Source organism: Membranihabitans marinus (genome assembly GCF_021729155.1).
Classification (GTDB): Bacteria; Bacteroidota; Bacteroidia; order Chitinophagales; family Saprospiraceae; genus Membranihabitans; species Membranihabitans marinus.
On record NZ_JAJQYA010000007.1, the window covers coordinates 121,302 to 142,146 of the forward strand.

The window sequence follows — 20,845 nt, forward strand, 5'->3', positions numbered from 1 at the left end:
ATGAAATTGTATAAATATTTTTCATTTCTGGTCGCTTTGGCTTTGGTTTTTCCCGGCTGTGAAATGTTGGAACCAGAAGATGATAATCACAATACTATAGAGAGGGTGTATGAAGATCCTAGTTTTGCGGAAGGATTGTTAATCCGGGCGTATACTTTGATTCCCACCAATGATTATAGATATGATGAAGTAGCGACTGACGATGCGGTGACCAATGATCAATTTAGTTCCTACAAAAGAATTGCTACAGGAGAATGGTCGGCATTGTACAATCCACAAGATTTTTGGGGGAATTGTAATACGGCTATTTTGTATATTAATCACTTTTTGGATGTAGTGGATGAAGTACCGTGGAAATGGACGGATGCCACACTTAATGATTTATATAAGCGACGATTGACTGGCGAAGCTTATGCGCTAAGAGGTATGTTTAAGTACTTTTTGTTGAGAAATCACGGTGGAGTGGGGACAAATGGAGAGCTATTGGGCATCCCAGAGTACAATGAATTTATAGAGACACAAGAGGAATTTGAAAGACCTCGGGCGAGTTTTTCTGAATCGGTAGCCAGTGCTTACAATGATTTTGAAGAAGCCCTCAAGTATTTGCCGATGGATTATGGCAATGTAGGTAGCCTTAGTGAATTGCCTGCTAGTTTTAACGATATAGTAGATGTATCCAATTACAACGATGTGTTTGGAGATTTTTCTCAACAGCGAATGAGTGGACGGCACAGCAATGCCATCAAAGCCAAGTTGGCCTTATTGGCAGCGAGTCCTGCATTTAATCCCGGTAATAACAATACATTGTGGGAAGATGCCGCCAATTTTACTGCTGAATTGTTGGATGAGATTGGAGGCATCGATGGAATCGATGAAAAGGGACATATCTTTTATCTTCGAGATCAGGTAGAGGATGCGGATCTATCTGGTGGCGATAAAACAGATATCCAAGAAATATTGTGGAGAAGACCGATTTACACCAATCGCAGCAGAGAGCAATCGAATTTTCCACCATCATTGTACGGCAGTGGAAGGATTAATCCCAGTCAAAATTTAGTGGATGCATTTCCTATGGCCAATGGATATCCTATTACCGATGCCAATGCCAACTTTGATCCGGATAACCCATACGCCAACCGAGATCCTAGACTGTCTTTGTATGTTGTTTATGATGGTAGTACCATGAAAGGCAATACCATAAGTACTGGAGTGGATAGTGGCGATGATGGATTGGATGTGCTTCAAAATTCTACAAGAACAGGGTATTATTTAAGAAAATTATTGAGAGAAGATGTCAATGTCAATCCTTCATCGGCATCCAATCAAAGACATTTTAATACCCACATCCGATACACTGAATTATTCCTCAATTATGCAGAAGCGGCCAATGAGGCATGGGGCCCAAATTCAGGAGGACCCAATGGATATTCAGCGAAAGATGTTATTGCAGCGATACGTAAAAGAGCAGGGATAGCACAGCCAGATGAGTATTTAAATACTGTCAATGATAAGGAAACGATGAGGGAATTAATCAGAAATGAGCGAAGATTGGAACTTTGTTTTGAAGGATTCCGGTTTTGGGATCTGAGAAGATGGAAGGCCGATTTGACCGTTCCAGCCAATGGTGTTCGAATTGAAAATGGTAGTTATACGACCTTTACAGTAGAGGAGCGTGGTTATGATAATTCTTATATGCACTACGGTCCGATTCCAGATAGAGAAATTACAAAATTTAATTTAATCCAGAACAATGGCTGGAACTAACCTAATATTCAAATTTAAACAGAATAAGATGAAAAGAATATTATTATATATCTTAATCATATTCGGATTTTTATCATGTGAAAACTTCGAAATTGAACATCCGGATTTCGATTACACTTCAGGATTTTTTCCCTATCAATTCCCTGTAAGGACCTTGGTATTGGGAGATTATATCTATGATAATTCGAATGATAATAATCACAAATTTATTATTTCTGCAGCCATGGGAGGGGTTTATGAAAATGATAAAGATCGGAGCTTTCAAATAGAAGTAGACAATTCATTGTGTGATAACATTATGTTCAACAGTGAAGGAGATACCATATATGCCATGCCATCGAATTATTATTCTTTGAGCAACGAAAATAGTATTACCATTCCCAAAGGGGAATTTAATGGCGGAATTGAGGTACAATTAACCGATGCTTTTTTCAATGATGAGAAGGCGATAAAATTGGGTTATGTAGTGCCTATTCGTCTAAAATCATCCAATGATGTAGATTCTATCCTCAATGGTAGTTCGAGTAATCCCAATGCCGATCCTCGTTTGGCTGGTCAATGGACGGTGGCTCCCAAAAATTTTACCATGTTTGCTGTAAAATATATCAATGAATACCACGGTACTTATTTTCACTACGGACAAAGTACAGTAAAGGATTCTATGGGTATGGTATTAGAAGATACCACCTATAGCGAAAATTTTGTAGTGAACAATACTACTTCAAAGTTGGTGACAACGGGAAGAAATTCTGTGGAAATGGTTACGAGTTTGCGTTCGACGGTAATGACAGGGGAAGTAAAGATGGTATTGACATTTGAAGGGGACAATTGTACAATAGCGGCAGCAGAAGGGTCTGACTATGAGATTTCAGGGACTGGTGCCTTTCAATCCAATGCCTATGAATGGGGGAATAAGGATCGCAACGGAATTGTGTTAAACTATACCGTAAGCGATGGAAATAATACCCTTGAAGCGAGCGAGGTATTGGTAGATAGAGATAGGGGAGTAGTGCTAGAGGTATATAGTCCTGAGGTGTATTAGTGTGAAATAAAGTAGTTCCTATTTTCTTGTGGCAATACGATTTTTTTTGATTTAAATCCTATTAAAATTTTTGAAGCCTTTGATTAAAGTCAAAGGCTTTTTTATTTAAATACACTTTAGCTAAGGCCAACTAAAAAACTTTTATTACATCTTCAAGTCTCTAATAATCAGCATTATCAAAGATATAATCTTTATATGATTTCGGTTTGAAATGCATAAGAAAACACGTATATTGGTAATATTCTTTGCACTTCAAGTAGAATTTAAATGATAAAATATACTCCAGTTAGTGAACTGAGAAATCAAGTTTTTGAAACACCGTTTGATGTGAATTTAGATATGAACAACCGTTGGGTTGTTATTGAAAAAATAATTCCATGGGATGATATGGCGAGTGTGTTGCGAAAACAAATGTCATCACTTGGACGAGGAAGTGTTGATTTAAGATACGTATAGTTGCTTTGTTGGTGAAGGGGTTAGAGAATTTAAGTGACGAAGATTGTCTTCAACAAATACAAGAAAATATCTACATGCAATATTTTGTAGGACTACGCAGTCTTACTATCCGTCCATTGTTTACCCCTGAGGTGTTGGTAGCTGTTCGTAAACGACTGGGAGAAGAAAGTATGTCAGAGCTCAATGAACTGGTATTAAAGGTGGCGCAAGGTACGGTTATGAAACATCGAGCGAGATATGGAACAAAAGCTGGTAAGGATAATACAAATTTAATCAACCGAGGGATATTAAAAGTTGACGCCACAGTATGTCCCGAAGACCTTCGGTTTCCAACGGACACAAGATTGTTGAACGAAGCGCGATTATTTACAGAACAAATGATAGATCATCTATTTGACTTAGGGTACTACGAAAAAAAGCCAAGGACATATCGCAAGGTAGCAGCAGAGTATTATCTAAATTTTGCCAAAAAGAAGAGTCCAGGTAATAAACAGATAAGAAAGTGCAAGAAACAACAATTACAATATCTACGTCGGAATCTAAAACATATAAATGTGATGTTGGATGCCTACGAAACAGGCAAAGGAATAGGCTTGCCCCATATGGATGGGAAGACTTATCGCTCCTATTTGGTTGTGCAACATATTTACGATCAACAATGGATTATGTACCGTGACGGTCGCAAAAATGTAAAGGATCGAATAGTTAATTTGTCCAAGCCTTGGGTTCGTCCCATAGTAAGAGGGAAAGCGGGCAAAAAGACAGAATTTGGATCAAAAATAAATGTAAGTGAAACCGAAGGGATGGTAAAAGTGGATAGGATTGATTTTAATAATTACAATGAAGCCAAAGACCTAGAAGCAATCGTAGAGGATTATAAGAGGCTATATGGCTATTATCCTCAAAGTGTATTAGTGGACAAAATATATTTAAATCGAGAAAATCGTAAAATGCTAAAGGAGAGAGGAATCGAACATTATGGAGCTCAACTGGGACGTCCCAAAGGATATAACAAAGAAGAAAAAAGATGGTGTAAAAAACGGCAAAATAAAAGGAGTGAAATTGAGGGAAAATTTGGTCTAGGTAAATTGAAGTATGGGATGAATAAAATAAGAATGAAGTACGCCGAAACAAGTAAGGCTCATATGCACTTGATAGCCATCAGTATGAATATCTGGCAGTTATGGCAAAAATTAAAGCTGTTTTCAAGTCAATTGATCAACAAACAGACCAATGAGATAGGTCAGAGGATTAATTTTATGATACAAATCATTTTGCTTAACCTTTTGGTCCTGATTCAGCTCAAAAATATAAGTTCAAGTCCAGAAACTATTGGAAGTTATGATAGGATTTATTAGTAGACCCTAAATATAACTGAAAATACCCTCAATGGGTATTTGATGAAGGCTCCAATGCCTCTGCGAATTGGGTGGGAGAGGAAAGTGCCATTGACCATAATTCGGTCTACGATATGACTGCACGAAATGCGAAACATCTAATCGACGTTAAGTCGATATGGTACTTTGTACTTCTTCCGGTCATATGTCTACAATAAATCGAAATATAACTGACTATTATAAAAGTATTTGGTAAAACCTAGCGTCTCTGTTTCCATCGTCTAAATCATGAAAAATGAATTTGGTTGTCTTTGAGGCAACTTCATTCGATCATTCAGAATATTAACTGTTTTTACAAAATGCATATGGTATTTTACCTAAACCTAGTAGTGATTACTAGCACATTTTAAGCTAAGTAAAAGATCCCGTAAATGCAAAATGAATTTGGTTCAGTTGCCTAACAGAAATACAATTATTTAAAGCATTGGATATAACAATTTTTCAAAAATAATATCTGAATGTCTGATACATAATTGTAAAGGTATTGGATCAAGATAAGTATCTTTAGCAAGATGTAATAGTATTAATCATAGTGCTTTATATGTGGAATTAAGTCGCCAGTTTTAAAATTTTCATATTGTGTCGGTTGAAATTCATATTTATGTATTATTGAACAGATTGTTTCATAGGTTAGATTTTTATTGAATTAAATTTCGTGGCTAGTTCACATTGTATTTTTGTTTTTATTGATTTATTATAATATGTGTTTGTGGTGTTATGTGTAATATTGTTTTGATGTTTTTTGGTTGTGTTTTGTAATAAATTTTACATTATGTGTTTTTTGTTTTATATATTTGGATTGATTTGGTGTGTGGAAGATGTTTTTGAGCTATATCTATCAAATAGGAATTTTAATTTTAGGTTGTGAAAATGAGTTAGTATTAACTCAAAAAAAATGAAAAATAATAAAGATCATATAGTAGATAAGAAATTGGTAGAAGGTTTGATTATAGGTAATACCAGTTCTTTTAAACAGCTTTATTTGTTGTTTGAGCGTAGACTTTTTCACTTTGTATTTTCATTTACTAAATCTGAATATTTATCAGAAGAAATCGTGCAAGAAGTATTTATAAAAATTTGGGAAGGACGCAGGGATATAAATATAAATCGTTCATTTGATTCATATTTATATACAATGACGAGAAATTTGACCTATAATTATTTACGAGACAGTTCTCGTCGTAAAGAAATCAGAGAGGAATTATGGATAAATATTTCTAATATGCATCATCAAGTTGAAACTGAAATTATCTTTTCTGAATATCAAGATATCGTAGCCGAAATTATAGAAAAACTACCACAACAAAAACGATCCATTTACCAATTGTCGAAGCTAGAAGGTAGAAGTCATTCTGAAATCGCTGAATTGTTGGGCATATCCAAAAAAACAGTAAAAAACCATTTGTGGAAGACCATGGATATCATTCGAAATCAACTCCAACCTTTTATTAAAGAAACGATACTTTGTTTCTTTATTCTATTTTTTTAGTCCAAGAGGATAAATTTTTTTTTTAGTCTTGGGACTTTTAGAGTTCTCACGTGTATCTATTATATATTCTATTACAATTCGACTAAGAATTATTGTAGAATGAACGTTCTCATTATTCTTCGGGTACTGTCAATTGAAGATCGTATAAAAGAAAATGAATTATACTAGATGGATTATTTATTGACGATTTTAATTCAAGTTATTTGAAGTTTTACAGTGTTAAAGCAGTTGACTTAGTTATTACTAATGAAAGTGCTTTATGCTAATTTATATTTTAAATGCTCACATTAACATAAATGTTATTACAAAATACATTTGATACTATTTCTAAAACTTAAAACTTAAAACTATGGGATATAGATAAGTAAAATAAAAAAAAACCATCCGGATAAGTTTTCGGAATGTTACCAGCATAACGAAAATAATTAATCAGATGGTTTCCTTTATCCCGCTCTAAACGGGAAAATATGTTTTTAATAATTAGCGTAACCATCAAAAACGATACAAATGTACAAAATTTTTACGTATTGTAGAAAAATTCGATTTTTGCTACGAACTTGTTTGCTCTTGATTATTTTAATGGTTAGTAGTAATCAATTTCTCATAGCTTCAAGTAAGAAAAGTCAAAGTTTAGAGGATATATGGATTACTATTGAAATATCAGATAAAGGATTAGAATCCATTATTAAAAAAATAGAAAAACAAACTCAACTTACATTTGCCTACTTATCATCAGATATAAATAAATACAAACATATATCTGTTAAACCTGGATTAAGAAATGTTAAAATTGTATTAGAGCAGGCTTTAGTTTCTACAGATCTTGGATATCAATATATTGAGAATAGCATAATTTTATTTCCCAAGAAATTGGTTGAAAGAAATGAAATTGATTTTGATGAAAATAAAGAAAATTTTCTTGTAAGTAGTATAAATAATTTTTCTCAAAGGTTAAGAACTGAGAGCATATCTGTATTAAAGTCAAATAACACTGTAATAATCTCCAATAAAATAATTGTGGCTGATGTTTCAGGAAGGGTTGTTAGTCAAGAGGGTGAACCCTTGATTGGAGTGAATGTGTTATTGAAGAATAAAAATATAGGGACAGCCACTGATTTTGAAGGACGATTTATCCTTAATGATGTGGATGAAAACGATGTTTTGGTTTTTTCATATATAGGGTATCAGACAATTGAAGTTCCACTAGATGGAAGAAGGGATCTAACTGTAGTATTAGAAGAAGATTCTCAAACTTTAGATCAGGTAGTTGTGGTTGGTTATGGTACTCAAAAGAAAGTTAATTTAATTGGTTCGGTATCCGTCGTTTCGGAAAAGGAAATCCTAACTTCCCCTGTACCAAATATTTCAAATGCACTTTCAGGAAGAATCCCAGGATTAACTGCTCAACAAGGAACTGGGGAACCTGGGAATAATCAATCAAAATTATTAATAAGAGGAACGGCTACCCTAGGTGACAACTCACCACTCGTGATCATAGACGGCGTTCAAGGGCGGGATTTAAACTCTATTAATCCGAATGACATCTCCAGTATAAGTGTTCTAAAGGATGCTTCAGCAGCCATTTACGGAGCTAGAGCGGCAAATGGTGTCATATTGGTTTCGACAAAAAGTGGGGATTATGATGCTAAGCCAACTTTTAATTATCGATTTTATGAAGGATTAAAATCTCCTACTAAATTGCCTGAAATGGCTAGTTCATTTGAATATGCTTCCATGATTAGGGAAGTACAATCCTATAGAGGTATTGATGAAAGCAATATGACATTTTCTCAAAATGACATTGAAAAATATAAATCTGGGGATTTTTTATGGACCCATCCAAATACAAATTGGTATGAAGAGGCATTGTCAGATTATAGTAGAATTGGCAATCATAATTTTTCTGTAAATGGAGGGAGCTCTAATATTAAATATTATTTATCCTTTGGAACATTAAACGAAGGTGGAATATATTCTAATTCCGGTACAAATTACAATCGAATTAATATTCAAGGTAAAATGGATGTTAAAATTAATGAATATATAAACGTTGGTTTAAACATTAATGGGGTAAAAGGTGAAAGAGAAAGCTCTGTTAAATCGGCTTATAATGTCTTTTCGTCAGTGATTCGAAATTATCCGTATAAGCATGCTGTTTTTCCGGGCACCGATAAACCAGGTCCAGATATTGAATATGGTGATCAACCTATTGTAACACCTTCATTTGAACCAGGTTTTGTGAATGACAATAATTATACGAGTAATAATATTATTTCAGCTTCCTTTAAAATCCCAAACATTGAGGGATTAAGGCTCGATGCATTTTATTCATTTGACAAAACTTTTGATAAACTAAAAATTTTCGAAAAACCATACACACTGTATAGTTTTGATGATGCTGCGTATATTGCTGTAGGAAATACGGGAGTGGAAAATGGAGAAGAATTTTTGATCCCATATAGAGCGGGAACAGTTTCAGAACCGAGGTTAACGGATCAATATAGTGACTCAAAAGCTACTTCATTGAACGTTAAGGCAGAGTATTCTACTACATTTAGTGATATTCATAATCTTCATATATTATTAGCTTATGAAAATGGAAGAAATGAAGCTCAAGGTATTTCGGCTTTTCGTAGATTCTTTAATTCGGACAAACTTCCTTATTTATTTGCAGGAGGAGATGCACAAAAGGACAATAATGGTTGGGCGAGTTTAGATTCGAGAGTGAATTTTATATCACGAATTAATTATGATATTGCAGATAAATACTTGTTTCAGTTTGGTTTGCGTCGCGATGGTTCATTGCGATTTTCCAAAGAAAGTGGACGATGGGGGAATTTTCCAAGCCTATTGGCTGGATGGAGAATCTCTGAAGAAGACTGGTGGAAATCTAATATAAATGTAATTGATGAGTTCAAATTAAAAGCATCTTGGGCGAAAATGGGGAATGACCTTATTCCACCCTTTCAATACTTAACTAGTTTTGGATTTGGAACAGGAATAGTTAGTGGCAGTGGTGCTGAATATTCACCTGCCTTGTATCAGTCTGGTTCTCCAAATCCTCAAATTACATGGGAGGTAGCAAATGTTTACAATTTCGGAATAGAATCATATTTCTTTAACTACAATTTGAGTATGGAACTTGAATTGTTCTATGAGAAAAGAAATAATATACTTGTTAAAAGAAATGCTTCAGTACCCTATTTTACGGGGTTAAATTTGCCAGATGAGAATTTTGGAATAGTTGAAAATCGAGGAGTTGAATTGGTGTTGGGATATCGCAATAGAGTTCAGAATTTCAAATATGATATTCGGTCAAGCGTATCATTTGCTAGAAATAAAGTGGTTGAATTTGATGAGCCAGAAAGAAGTGTGCCATGGCAAGTGTTAACTGGAAAACCTCAAGGTTCTCAATTGTTGTATAGATTTGATGGTATATTTAGAGATATTACTCATGTCGAATCATTACCTCATGTGCCTGGGGCTCGACCTGGAGATATCATCATTAAAGATATTGATGGTGATGGTAATATTACGGCCGATGATAGAGAGCTTATTCCTTTGACCTCAACACCAGAATTGACATACGGATTTAATATTAATCTGAATTACAAGAATTTAGGTCTGTCATTTTTTATTCATGGAGTTGAAAATGCCATTAAGTATGTTTATTCTGATGAACGCCAAGGTACTGCGGGTAACTATTTCAAATATGATGCAATAGATCGTTGGACTCCTGATAATATAAATGGTTCGAAACCAAGGGCTTTTGAGAAAGTAGAAGAATATTGGAGACAAGCTTATTTAACCGATTACAGTTTTCACGAACTGGGATTTGCAAGATTGAAAAATGTTCAGTTATCCTACGAATTACCTAATAATATAGCAGAGTTAATTAAATTCAAAGGGGTATCGATCTATTTATCTGGTCAAAATTTATTCCTCTTGTATAATCGAAACCCAATTTTCGATCCTGAAGTATCGAGTGCGAGAGATTATCCATTAATGAAGACATTTTCTTTGGGCGGTAATTTTACATTTTAAATATTAACTCAAAAACAAGTCTAAAATGAAAAATTTAATATTGATTTTAAGCATACTATTTTTTCTATCCTGTGATAGTATTTTAGATGAAAATCCAAGAGATCGCTATTCGGACAATGTTGTTTGGACAGACGTGAATTTAGCTGAAAATTATTTAAAGGGATGCTATCGAAATTTGAATATAAAAAATTCTTGGAGCGGATTAATGTATCTAGATGGCATTTCAGATAATATTTTCTTTATACACATTTTTGGGACAGATATTTATTTAGAAGGTAATATTACAGCTTCCAGTCAAGGACCATTCAATAGCTCATTTTTTCAAGAAATTAATTGGAAATCAATGTATTCTAATATTTTTGCATTGAATACTTTTCTAGAAAACATTGATAATGTGTTGGTGGAAGGTGATCAAAATATTGCAAGTCAAGTAGATGTGTTGAAAGGGGAAGCCATGTTTTTACGTGCCATGTGTTATGCGCGATTAGTAATGACTTATGGAGGAGTACCTATTATGAAAACGAAACCCAATCTAGGAGATGAATTTTCTACAATTACCCGATCAACCTTTAAGGAGTCCATCGATTTTATATCAACAGAGTGTGATAATGCGGCCAATCTTTTATTGACCAAAGATGAAATGGAGATGGGAAGAGCTACCAAAGGTGCAGCTCTAGCATTAAAATCGAGAGTGTTATTGTTTGCTGCTAGTGATTTGACTGCCGATGGACAGGCTAGTATGCCCATTGTAGCATACCAAAACCCAAATAGACAAGAACTTTGGAATGCTGCTAAAAATGCTGCAGAAGCGGTTATCAATATAGGAACCTATAGTTTGTCTAATATGGGCGCACCTGATCTTTCTTTGGTAGCAGAAAATTATTTTAATTTTTTCAAACAAAAGGATCTTTCAAATCCTGAAATTATTTGGGGGAAAATGTTTCGACAAGATGTTGGAGATTCTAGGCAAACCAACCTACAAAATGGACCAAACGGGAATGGAAATTGGGGTTCAAACAATCCAACTCAAAGTTTAGTCAATGATTATCAAATGGAAGATGGTTCTGATTTTTTTGATCATTTTATGATTAATTCTGCTGGAGAATATGTCAATATATCATCAAAATATTTGAGCAATAATCCATACGATAACCGAGAACCTAGATTTTATGGTTCGATACTTTATGATGGAGCAAAATGGCAACCTAGATTTTCCAATCTACAAGATAGAGATCCTATTGGTGTCTACGATAGACGGACGAGGATCATTACAGAAAATGGTCAAGTTATTCAAACGGTTCCAGGTATAGATACACGACAAGGTCCTGTTACTCCTGAAGATGGTGGGTATACTGGATATCTTGCTAAAAAACATTTAGATGATGAAATTATTGGCAGAGATGAAAATAATCAAAACGCATGGATTGAATTTAGATATGCAGAGATTCTATTGAATTATGCAGAAGCTTTGTATGAATTGGGTGATGAGAGCAACGCATCTAAATATTTAAATATGATCAGGAATAGAGCTGGATTACCCAATTATGTGGGGGATTTAAAGGAGGCGATTAGACATGAACGAAGAGTTGAATTAGCCTTTGAACAAATGAGATGGTTTGATTTGAGAAGGTGGAAAATATTGGATCAAGTTGAAAGTGTTAAAGGTATGACCATTACGGAAACCTATGACAGAATAAAAGATGAAACGAACGTAGTTTATAAAGAGATTCAAGTTCAGAATAGAAATATGACTGACAATAAATTATATTGGATACCTATTTCATTTGATGAAATTAGTAGAGCTCCTCAACTTACTCAAAATCCTGGATATTAAATCGTATGAATAGAAAGCAATTTATTAGGAGTGGTTTAGGTATTGCCAGTTTATTAGGTTCTAAACAATTGGGGCAAGTTAATTTTACCAAAAAGAGTAAGCATAATTTTAAATTAAATTATGCTCCAAAATTTGGGACATTTAAGCATCATGCTGGCGAAGATTTAATGGATCAATTAGATTTTTTTGCCGAGATGGGTTTTAAGGGGCTAACGGATGACGGAATGTGGCGAAGAGATGTTTCAACACAAGATAAAATTGGAAGGAGATTAGAGAAATTAAATTTGAAAATGGGTGTGATAGCAGGTCACACATATTCATGGGATAAACCAGACCTTGTAAAAGGAAAGGGAATGCATTTGGATTCTTTTTTGAAGGATATCAAAAAAACAATTGAAATATCTAAACGCGTGGGTGCAAAATGGATCACTGTTATGCCAGGCACACTCGATATGCGAGTAGAAATGGGATATCAAACATCCAATGTAATTGATGCTTTGAAACGGGCCAGTGAAATTTTAGAACCTTATGGAATTGTGATGGTTATAGAACCCGTAAATAGAAATTATCCGGGATTATTTCTTAGCACCATTTCACAAGCATATGCTATTTGTAAATCAGTAGATAGTCCTGCATGCAAAATATTAAATGACTTATATCATCAACAAATCACTGAAGGGAATTTAATTCATAATATAAATGAAGCATGGGATGAAATTGGAATTTTTCAAGTGGGCGATAATCCTGGTCGAATGGAGCCCTTTACCGGTGAAATTAATTTTTCCAACATTTTTAAACTGATATACTCAAAAGGATATACAGGATTATTGGGTATGGAGCATGGTAATTCAATAGCGGGCATCACTGGAGAAAAGGCTGTAATTGATGCCTATATTCGAGCAGATAATTTTTAGTGAAAAAATACTATTAAATGAATATTTCAAAAAAAATCCTATTGATTTTGGCATTATTTATGGCTAGTTGTGCCACTAATGAGGATCAGACAGGTCCTATTGTTGATCCAGAAAAATTACACATTAGGCCAATCGAGCCAAAAGACGCATTGTCTACTTTTCAGATTAAAGATGGTTTTGATATTGAATTGGTTGCAAGTGAGCCAATGGTCATGGATCCAATGGCGTTAGAGTTTGATGAAAAGGGGCGGTTGTATGTAGTTGAGATGCGTTATTATCCTTTTATAGACACAACTAGTGAAAAAATAGGAAGGATAAAATTATTACAAGATACTGATGGAGATGGGGTTTTTGACAAAAGTACCGTTTTTGCGGATAACCTTAGATTCCCTACTGCACTTATTAATTATAAGGGGGGGATATTTGTTGCGAACACACCTGATTTATTATATCTCAAAGATACAGATGGAGATGGTGTAGCGGATATCAATAAGAAAGTACTTAGTGGTTTTGGTTCAAAAGGTAGACCAGCCTTTTTTGTTCAACAAATGCCAAATAGTTTCCGATGGGGTCTTGATAATAGGATACATGGGGTCACTTCTGGCAATGGAGGCTATATGGAATTATCAGAAGGCAACCAAAAGGTCATGGCCGAATTGAGTGGTCATGATTTTTCATTTGATCCAAATAGTTTTCAAATGACTAAGGAGTCAGGTGGGATGCAACATGGTATGAGTTTTGACGATTGGGGCAGGAAATATATTACTAGACAGAGTAGTCATATCGAAAATGTGATGTATGACAATAATTATGCAGAACGAAATCCCTCATTTATAATGCCCAGGTCTCATGTAAGTATAGCATCGGATGGTGGTTCCGCAGAAGTTTATCGAACAAGTGGTTATGAACCATGGCGTGAATTAAGAACAAAATGGACAGTTGAGGGGCTTTTGGTCAGGGATGAAAACATGAACTTACAATGGCAAAAGCCAGGTGGTGATCGACCCGTATGGCAAGGTGGCGTTGGATATGATGGGGGCAGTTATATTACGTCTTCCAGTGGAATAACGATTTATAAAGGAAATGCTTGGCCTTCAAAATACAGGGGGAGTTCATTTATTGGAGAACCGAGTGGAAATCTAGTTCATCATGATTCTATTTTTAATAAACCTACAGGAGTTGGCATGGTAGCTGCTAGACCAAATGATGAACAAGATGCTGAATTTTTGACTTCATCAGATAATTGGTTTAGACCTGTTCAGTTTGCCAACGCCCCAGATGGCAATTTATTTATCGCGGATATGTATCGGGAAATCATAGATTTACCTTCTGGAGTACCTGATGCTATTCAACAGTATGTAAATCTGCAATCAGGCAATGATAGAGGTCGAATATATAGGATAGTGAAGAAAGGTTCTACTCAACATTCAACAGTAGACTTATCGACCATGTCAATTAAGGAGTTGGTGTCAACATTAGACCATGATAATGGGTGGCACCAAAGTACAGCATCGAGATTAATTTTTGAACGTCAAGATGAAATGGCCATTCCATTATTAAAAAAATTGTTGAGGGATTCAAAAAAGCCAGTCACAAGGATGCGAGTATTGTATGCTTTGTCCGGCTTAAATGCCTTAGCAATGTCTGAAATTCTGGAGGGGTTAAACGATGATCATCCGCAAGTTCGTCGACATACGATAAAGTTAGCAGAAACTGTAGGTGTGGAAAAGGCATCAATTAAGAATAAACTATTGTCCATGTCGAATGATCCTGACATCGAAGTACGTTATCAATTGGCATTCACCTTAGGTGAGATGAATACCAAAGAAAAAATTCATACATTAAAAAAGATATTATTACAAAACAGTGATGATGAGTGGATACAATCTGCCATTTTAAGTTCACTAAATACTCATGCTACTGATTTTTTCAACTCGATTATATTAGATGAAAAAATAAATTCGGCTGAAGGGATTGATGATTTTCTGTCTAAATTAACATTATTGATAGGTACACAGGATGATGCAGTAGCCATTAATCAGGCAATAAAAGGAATTAATGGCATACCAAATATTTCTAGGAAATTTGAAATGTTATCTGCCTTAGGAGAGGGGTTGGAACGGTCAAATTCGAAAATTTTATTTAATGAAAAACCAGTGTACAAGCAAGCTTTCATGGAAGCTAAACGTATTATTGAAAGTGAAGCAAATCAAAAGGAGGAAAAATTAAAGGCCATTTACTTTTTGGGTTTAGGTGTTGAAGCAGAGACTGTTCCCGTATTAATAAAATTATTAGAACCTGATGTTTTATCTGAATATAGTTTGGCTGCGATTAAGACCTTAGGCAATTTTAAAAATTTAGATGTTGCCGAAAAAGTAACAGATTTGTGGTCAGTAATGACTCCTGCGATACGTATTCAGGTTGTGGACTTTTTATTAGCTAGGCCACAAAGAACAAAATTGTTATTAGAAGGTATAGAATCAAAAATGATTAGCCCTAAATTATTATCAGCGTCTCAAATAAAATACTTACACGATCATACAGATGAGGAAATTAATCAGTCCGCAAATTTATTAATTCCAAAAGTTAATGAAGAACGTCAATCTATTATCAATGAATATGGAGTGGTTTTAAATTTAAAAGGAGACTTATTAAGAGGTAGTGAAATTTTTAAAACTAAGTGTGCGACATGTCATAAAATAGATACAATTGGCAATACGATAGGGCCAAATTTAGCGACCTTGGGAAGTAGAAAGGCGAAGTTATTAGTGGATATTTTAGATCCTAATAGGGATGTGGCTCCAGATCATTTATTACATACAGTAAAAACCAAGGACGGAGATGCATATGTGGGTATAATATCTTCTGAATCATCGAATAGTTTTACTATTAGGCAAAGTAATGGAAGTGAAAAAGAACTAATGAGATCAAATATTATAGATGTAGCAATATCTGAATATTCATTGATGCCAGAAGGCTTGGAAGTGGATATGAGTCACCAAGATATGGCCGATTTACTAGAATTTATTGTTGATTCTAGAAAGTAATAATTGGATTTTTCAATTGATGATTCTTTATAGAAATGCAATTTAAGAGGCATCGTAAATATCGTAATTAAAATAATATTTTATTTTTTAAAAGTGATTTGGGACTTTACAGGTTATGACGTGTATATATAGTATACTTAAGTATTAAAAAAGGTAGAATGGGTAAGTTCGAATATATAAGACTTCTTTTTGATAAATTTTTAGATCATTCAATTAATAGACAAGAGTTATATGATCTGTTAAATTATATTCGTCAAAATAAATCTGAAAGTGAAGTAAAAGAGTGGATGGATACTCATTGGAATCAGATAAAGGAATTGGACTTTGAACTTGATTATGGAGATAATTCCGAGCGTCGGTTTATTCATTTAATGAATAAAATTAAGTTAAAAGAAGATCAAGTCATATTAGTTAGAAAGCGCTCTCAAGTAATTAATGGATTTAAAAATTTTGCTTTTGCTGCCTCCTTCCTCGTATTGATTAGTTTTTTAACTTTTCAAGTTTCAAATTATTTATTTAATTTTTCAACAGTTCCAAATTATGATCAAGCAGAATTTGCAATAAATTTTGAAGGAAAGCAATTTGTTCATTTACCCGATGGGAGTACATTGATTATGAATGATGGGAGTACATTATCATATAAGAGTTCATTTGGAAATTTAAATCGTGAGGTACAATTTACTGGGGAAGGTTTTTTTGATATTGCACATGACCCTTCAAGACCCTTTATTGTACACACAGGTGACGTAAAGACTACCGTATTAGGTACTGCATTTAATGTAAGTGCATATGAGGGTCAATCCGATGTAGTCGTTACGGTAGCACGGGGAAAAGTGTCCGTTGGAGATCAAAACAAAGAATACGAAAAAATTATGCCGAATGAGCAATTGATTGTAAAAAAGGAAAATGGTCGATTTGAAAAGGCAGAAGTAGATTTGGATAAAGCTTTAGAATGGAAAAATCAATTTATAATATTTGATGGTATGAAGATCTCAGATGCCATTGTTGTATTGAGTAAAAGATTCAATGTGGAAATCAAAATTGAAAACGAGCAAATTAGACAGTGTGAGATCAATGCAAATTTTATGAAAGGCGAATCATTAGATCAGATATTGCGTGTGTTCTGTGGAGTTTTGCAAGCAGAAACAATTTCTAAAGACAACATTATAACTATTAAAGGAGGAAGACCTTGTAATTAAAAATTTAAAAAATATAGTATGAAGAAAATTGAATAGATAGTATGAAGCCAAAAGGTGTGAATTTCAATTTGTTACCAGCATATTGAAACAAATCATCAGATGGTACTGTGTTCTTCCACGGACTTTGGAAGAAATTGTATTTAATAATTAGCGTAACCATTAAAAACCATTAAAATGTACAAAATCTTTACTAATAGTAGGAAAAATCGGTTTCTGATGCGGGTCAGTTTGATCTATATATTCTTGTGGGTTTGTGGCCTTCAGCTTTTGACAGCTTCAAATAGCAAAGGGCAAAGTTTGGAAGATATATTGGTAACGGTCGAAATGAACGACATAGGATTAGAATCCATTATCAAAAAAATAGAATTACAAACGCAATTAACCTTTGCTTATCTTCCATCGGAAGTTAAAAAATATCAAGACATTTCATTAAGACCAGGTCAACAAAGTGTTAAGTTTGTTTTAGATCAAGCTTTATCATCCACTATTCTTGGATATAAATATATTGAAAATAGTGTTATTTTATTTCCAAAGGAGGTGATTAAGACTAAAGACAGTCAGTCTATAATTGAAAGCAATTTTATACCAACCTCTTCTAAAGAAGTAAAAAAGATTAATAGGAAGGAAGAGGTAGTTTTAAAATTACAGCCTCGTAATTTCATAGAACTTTCAAATAAAAAATTGGTTTTGGATGTATCTGGTCAAGTAGTCAGTGAGCAAGGAGAACCATTGATTGGAGTAAATGTACTGGTCAAAGGAACCAATATTGGTACAGCTACTGATTTTGACGGTCGATTTACTTTGACAGGAGTAGATGAACAAGGGGTTTTATTGATCTCTTACATAGGTTATCAAAGTCAGGAAATTCCATTAAATGGTAAAAGTCAAATAACCGTTACCCTAGTAGAAGATTCACAAACCTTAGATCAAGTTGTCGTGGTGGGCTACGGTACACAAAAGAAAACATCATTAACTTCAGCTGTTTCAAATTTAAATGGAAATGATATAGCTACATCTCCAGTTGCAAATTTAAGTAATAGTATTGGAGGTAGGTTGTCTGGATTAATTGTTAGACAGAATACTGGGGAGCCAGGAAGAGACGCTAGTAACATATTTGTTCGAGGAGTATCCACTACAGGAAATACTCAACCATTGTTGGTGGTAGATGGCATTCCGAGAAATTTTCAACATTTAGATCCCAATACCATTGAATCAGTAACGGTATTAAAGGATGCCGCAGCAGTTGCGCCATATGGAGTAGCTGGAGCCAATGGTGTAATCTTGGTTACTACAAAAAAAGGACAAAAAGGTGAACCTAGTATTACTTATAATGGTTACTATGGATTTCAAAATCCAACAGTATTACCTGAATTTCCGTCTGCTTTTGAATATGCTCAATTGAAAAATCAAGCTAGTATTAATGTTGGAGGAAATCCTTTATATAGCGAAACTGATTTACGAAAATTTAAGGATGGCAGTGATCCTGATAGCCATCCAACACAAAATATTTATGATTTATTATTTGAAAAAAATACACCATTAACATCACATAATATTGAGGTAACTGGAGGTACTGAAAAATTAAAATATTATTCTAGTGTCGGTTACCAATATCAAGCTGGATTATGGAAGCCTACTAATCAGGAACGGTATAATTATTCATTAAATCTTGAATCTAATGTCACTAATTCTACTGTAGTTTCATTCAGTGTAACAGGAAGAGAACAAATTAATACTTCACCTCCGATATCAACAGGAAGAATATTTGAATTAATTCATTATGCTCCACCTACCACTCCAATTTTGTTTTCTAATGGAGAAAGTGGCACATATGTATGGAATAATGTACATGGAAGTGGTAGTGAAAAAGTTAATACATCTCAAATTTTTTCTCAGCTTAGTATAAAGCAAAATCTTCCATTTGTCAAAGGGTTAAACTTTAAAGGTACTATTGCTTTTGATCCAACTTTAATACGGACAAAATCATTTAGAACTCCATCTCATCTATGGTCAGTTGATACAACACAGAGCCCTTATGTGTTTATAGACGGTATTTTTGAGCAAACTAAACCTTCATTAGACCAAAGTATGGTCTATAATAACCAATTGACTTATCAAGCAAGTTTGAACTATGGAAATAGTTTTGGTAAAAATAATTTAAATGCTTTATTAGTATATGAGGCTAAATCAAATAATTCTGAGGAGTTTGGAGCTGCTAGAAGAAATTATAATTTAACCATTGATGAATTAAGTCTAGGAAGTTCTTCATTGGCAGATTTGAGTAATTATGGAATCTCTTCAAGTGCTCGACAGCTTGGTTTAGTATATAGAGTGTCATATGATTTTGCTGGTAAGTATTTGTTTGAGGCTAGCGGTAGATATGATGGGCACTATTATTTCTCACCTGATAATCGTTTTGGGTTCTTCCCAGCTTTCTCTGCGGGTTGGAGATTGTCTGAAGAAAAATTTTTAAAAGAAAATACTTGGCTGGATAATTTAAAACTAAGGGTTTCATATGGTGAATCTGGTGCATTGGCTGGGTCTGCTTTTCAATATTTAAGTTTATTCAATGTGTATGGCCCCGCTGCCGTTATAGATGGTGTTGCAGTTCAAGCTGCCTCAGAAGGATTGGAACCTAATCCAAATATAACATGGGAGAGAGCTCAGAAGTCAAATGTTGGTTTTGAAATTAATTTGTTAAGAGGTCTTTTTAATCTAGAAATGGATTTGTTTTATGAGTTAAGAAATAATATGTTAACAAGTCCTACTGTGGTGGTACCAGCTGAATATGGAGTTGGTTTAAGTCAAGTAAATGCAGGGAAAATGTCAAATCAAGGGTTAGATCTTAATTTGACTTCCTTTCACAAATTAAATCAAGATATAAACATTTCCTTTGGGGGGAATTTTACTTATGCTAAAAACAAACTTATAGAAATATTTGAATCTGATGCCACTTATAGTAATCCAAATAGAAAACGAACTGGGAGACCTCTTGGTACTGAATTTGGGTATGAAGCGGTTGGATATTTTCAGGTAGATGATTTTGATTCTGAAGGAAATTTAAAGTCAGGAATTGCCACTCAGCCTTGGGGGCAAGTTTTTCCAGGTGATGTAAGATATAAGGATGTGAATGGAGATGGTAAAATAAACTTAGAAGATGAAGTTCCAATTGGAGAGGCTGATGTGCCGCAGATTATATATGGTTTGTTTTTAAATGCAGATTATAAAAAATTAACTTTAGATGTATTGTTTCAAGGTGCTGCTAAAACAAATATATATGGGCCTAGCGGTTATTGGCATCCATTTAATAATGGTAGGAGTGCCTATGTAAGTAATTTAGATTATTGGACTGAAGATAATCCAAATGCATCACATGCTAGACTTACTCCCTCGCCAACCGCTAATAATAGTCAAAAATCATCTTATTTGATGTTTAATTCAAAATATATTAGGCTAAAGAGTATAACGCTAGCCTATACATTACCAAGTGCGGTAAATTCTAAGTTATCTGCTCAGAATTTGAGAGTATATTTTTCTGCTCAAAATTTATTAACGTTTACACCCATTATAAATTATGATCCAGAAATAATTAACTCACAAGGGTTGGATTATCCTCAGCAAAAAGTAGTTACTATTGGACTTAATTTAACATTTTAAAT

The 20,845-nt window shown here is 34.1% G+C and carries 11 protein-coding genes; all 11 read left to right on the forward strand.

Annotated features, from left to right (window positions below; all coding sequences use genetic code 11):
- The 11 genes from LVD51_RS06755 (at window position 1) to LVD51_RS06805 (ending at window position 20,843) form a co-directional block, all read left to right on the forward strand.
- Complete coding sequence (locus LVD51_RS06755; protein ID WP_236970445.1) at window positions 1–1,764, forward strand: RagB/SusD family nutrient uptake outer membrane protein; 1,764 nt, start codon at window positions 1–3, stop codon at window positions 1,762–1,764.
- Window positions 1,765–1,792: 28 nt separating this feature from the next.
- A complete protein-coding gene (locus tag LVD51_RS06760) occupies window positions 1,793–2,806 on the forward strand; it encodes a DUF5627 domain-containing protein (protein ID WP_236970446.1) in 1,014 nt (337 codons plus the stop codon).
- Between the two features lie 267 nt (window positions 2,807–3,073).
- Window positions 3,074–3,262 (forward strand): hypothetical protein, encoded by a 189-nt coding sequence (locus LVD51_RS06765; RefSeq protein ID WP_236970447.1) that lies wholly within the window; start codon window positions 3,074–3,076, stop codon window positions 3,260–3,262.
- An 11-nt stretch (window positions 3,263–3,273) separates the two neighbouring features.
- On the forward strand, window positions 3,274–4,620 hold the full coding sequence (locus LVD51_RS06770; protein ID WP_236970448.1) for an IS5 family transposase: 1,347 nt from the start codon (window positions 3,274–3,276) through the stop codon (window positions 4,618–4,620).
- A gap of 934 nt (window positions 4,621–5,554) precedes the next feature.
- The gene (locus LVD51_RS06775; RefSeq protein WP_236970449.1) at window positions 5,555–6,148 is read left to right on the forward strand and encodes an RNA polymerase sigma factor; all 594 of its coding nucleotides are present in this window, start codon (window positions 5,555–5,557) and stop codon (window positions 6,146–6,148) included.
- A gap of 546 nt (window positions 6,149–6,694) precedes the next feature.
- The gene (locus LVD51_RS06780) at window positions 6,695–10,192 is read left to right on the forward strand and encodes a SusC/RagA family TonB-linked outer membrane protein (RefSeq protein ID WP_236970450.1); all 3,498 of its coding nucleotides are present in this window, start codon (window positions 6,695–6,697) and stop codon (window positions 10,190–10,192) included.
- A gap of 25 nt (window positions 10,193–10,217) precedes the next feature.
- Window positions 10,218–12,026 carry a RagB/SusD family nutrient uptake outer membrane protein gene (locus LVD51_RS06785; protein WP_236970451.1) on the forward strand — a complete coding sequence of 603 codons (1,809 nt, stop codon included), beginning with the start codon at window positions 10,218–10,220 and terminating at the stop codon, window positions 12,024–12,026.
- Window positions 12,027–12,031: 5 nt separating this feature from the next.
- Window positions 12,032–12,940: a hydroxypyruvate isomerase family protein gene (locus tag LVD51_RS06790; RefSeq protein ID WP_236970452.1), complete on the forward strand. Its 909-nt coding sequence runs from the start codon at window positions 12,032–12,034 to the stop codon at window positions 12,938–12,940.
- 17 nt (window positions 12,941–12,957) lie between these two features.
- Complete coding sequence (locus tag LVD51_RS06795; RefSeq protein WP_236970453.1) at window positions 12,958–15,987, forward strand: PVC-type heme-binding CxxCH protein; 3,030 nt, start codon at window positions 12,958–12,960, stop codon at window positions 15,985–15,987.
- A 158-nt stretch (window positions 15,988–16,145) separates the two neighbouring features.
- Window positions 16,146–17,186 (forward strand): FecR family protein, encoded by a 1,041-nt coding sequence (locus LVD51_RS06800; RefSeq protein WP_236970454.1) that lies wholly within the window; start codon window positions 16,146–16,148, stop codon window positions 17,184–17,186.
- A 297-nt stretch (window positions 17,187–17,483) separates the two neighbouring features.
- The gene (locus LVD51_RS06805) at window positions 17,484–20,843 is read left to right on the forward strand and encodes a TonB-dependent receptor (RefSeq protein ID WP_236970455.1); all 3,360 of its coding nucleotides are present in this window, start codon (window positions 17,484–17,486) and stop codon (window positions 20,841–20,843) included.
- Window positions 20,844–20,845 lie beyond the last annotated feature (2 nt).

Coding starts and splice junctions, on each gene's coding strand:
- LVD51_RS06800 (WP_236970454.1), top strand. CDS start 16,146: ATGGGTAAGTTCGAATATATAAGACTTCTTTTTGATAAATTTTTAGAT.
- LVD51_RS06775 (WP_236970449.1), top strand. CDS start 5,555: ATGAAAAATAATAAAGATCATATAGTAGATAAGAAATTGGTAGAAGGT.
- LVD51_RS06760 (WP_236970446.1), top strand. CDS start 1,793: ATGAAAAGAATATTATTATATATCTTAATCATATTCGGATTTTTATCA.
- LVD51_RS06795 (WP_236970453.1), top strand. CDS start 12,958: ATGAATATTTCAAAAAAAATCCTATTGATTTTGGCATTATTTATGGCT.
- LVD51_RS06755 (WP_236970445.1), top strand. CDS start 1: ATGAAATTGTATAAATATTTTTCATTTCTGGTCGCTTTGGCTTTGGTT.
- LVD51_RS06790 (WP_236970452.1), top strand. CDS start 12,032: ATGAATAGAAAGCAATTTATTAGGAGTGGTTTAGGTATTGCCAGTTTA.
- LVD51_RS06765 (WP_236970447.1), top strand. CDS start 3,074: ATGATAAAATATACTCCAGTTAGTGAACTGAGAAATCAAGTTTTTGAA.
- LVD51_RS06785 (WP_236970451.1), top strand. CDS start 10,218: ATGAAAAATTTAATATTGATTTTAAGCATACTATTTTTTCTATCCTGT.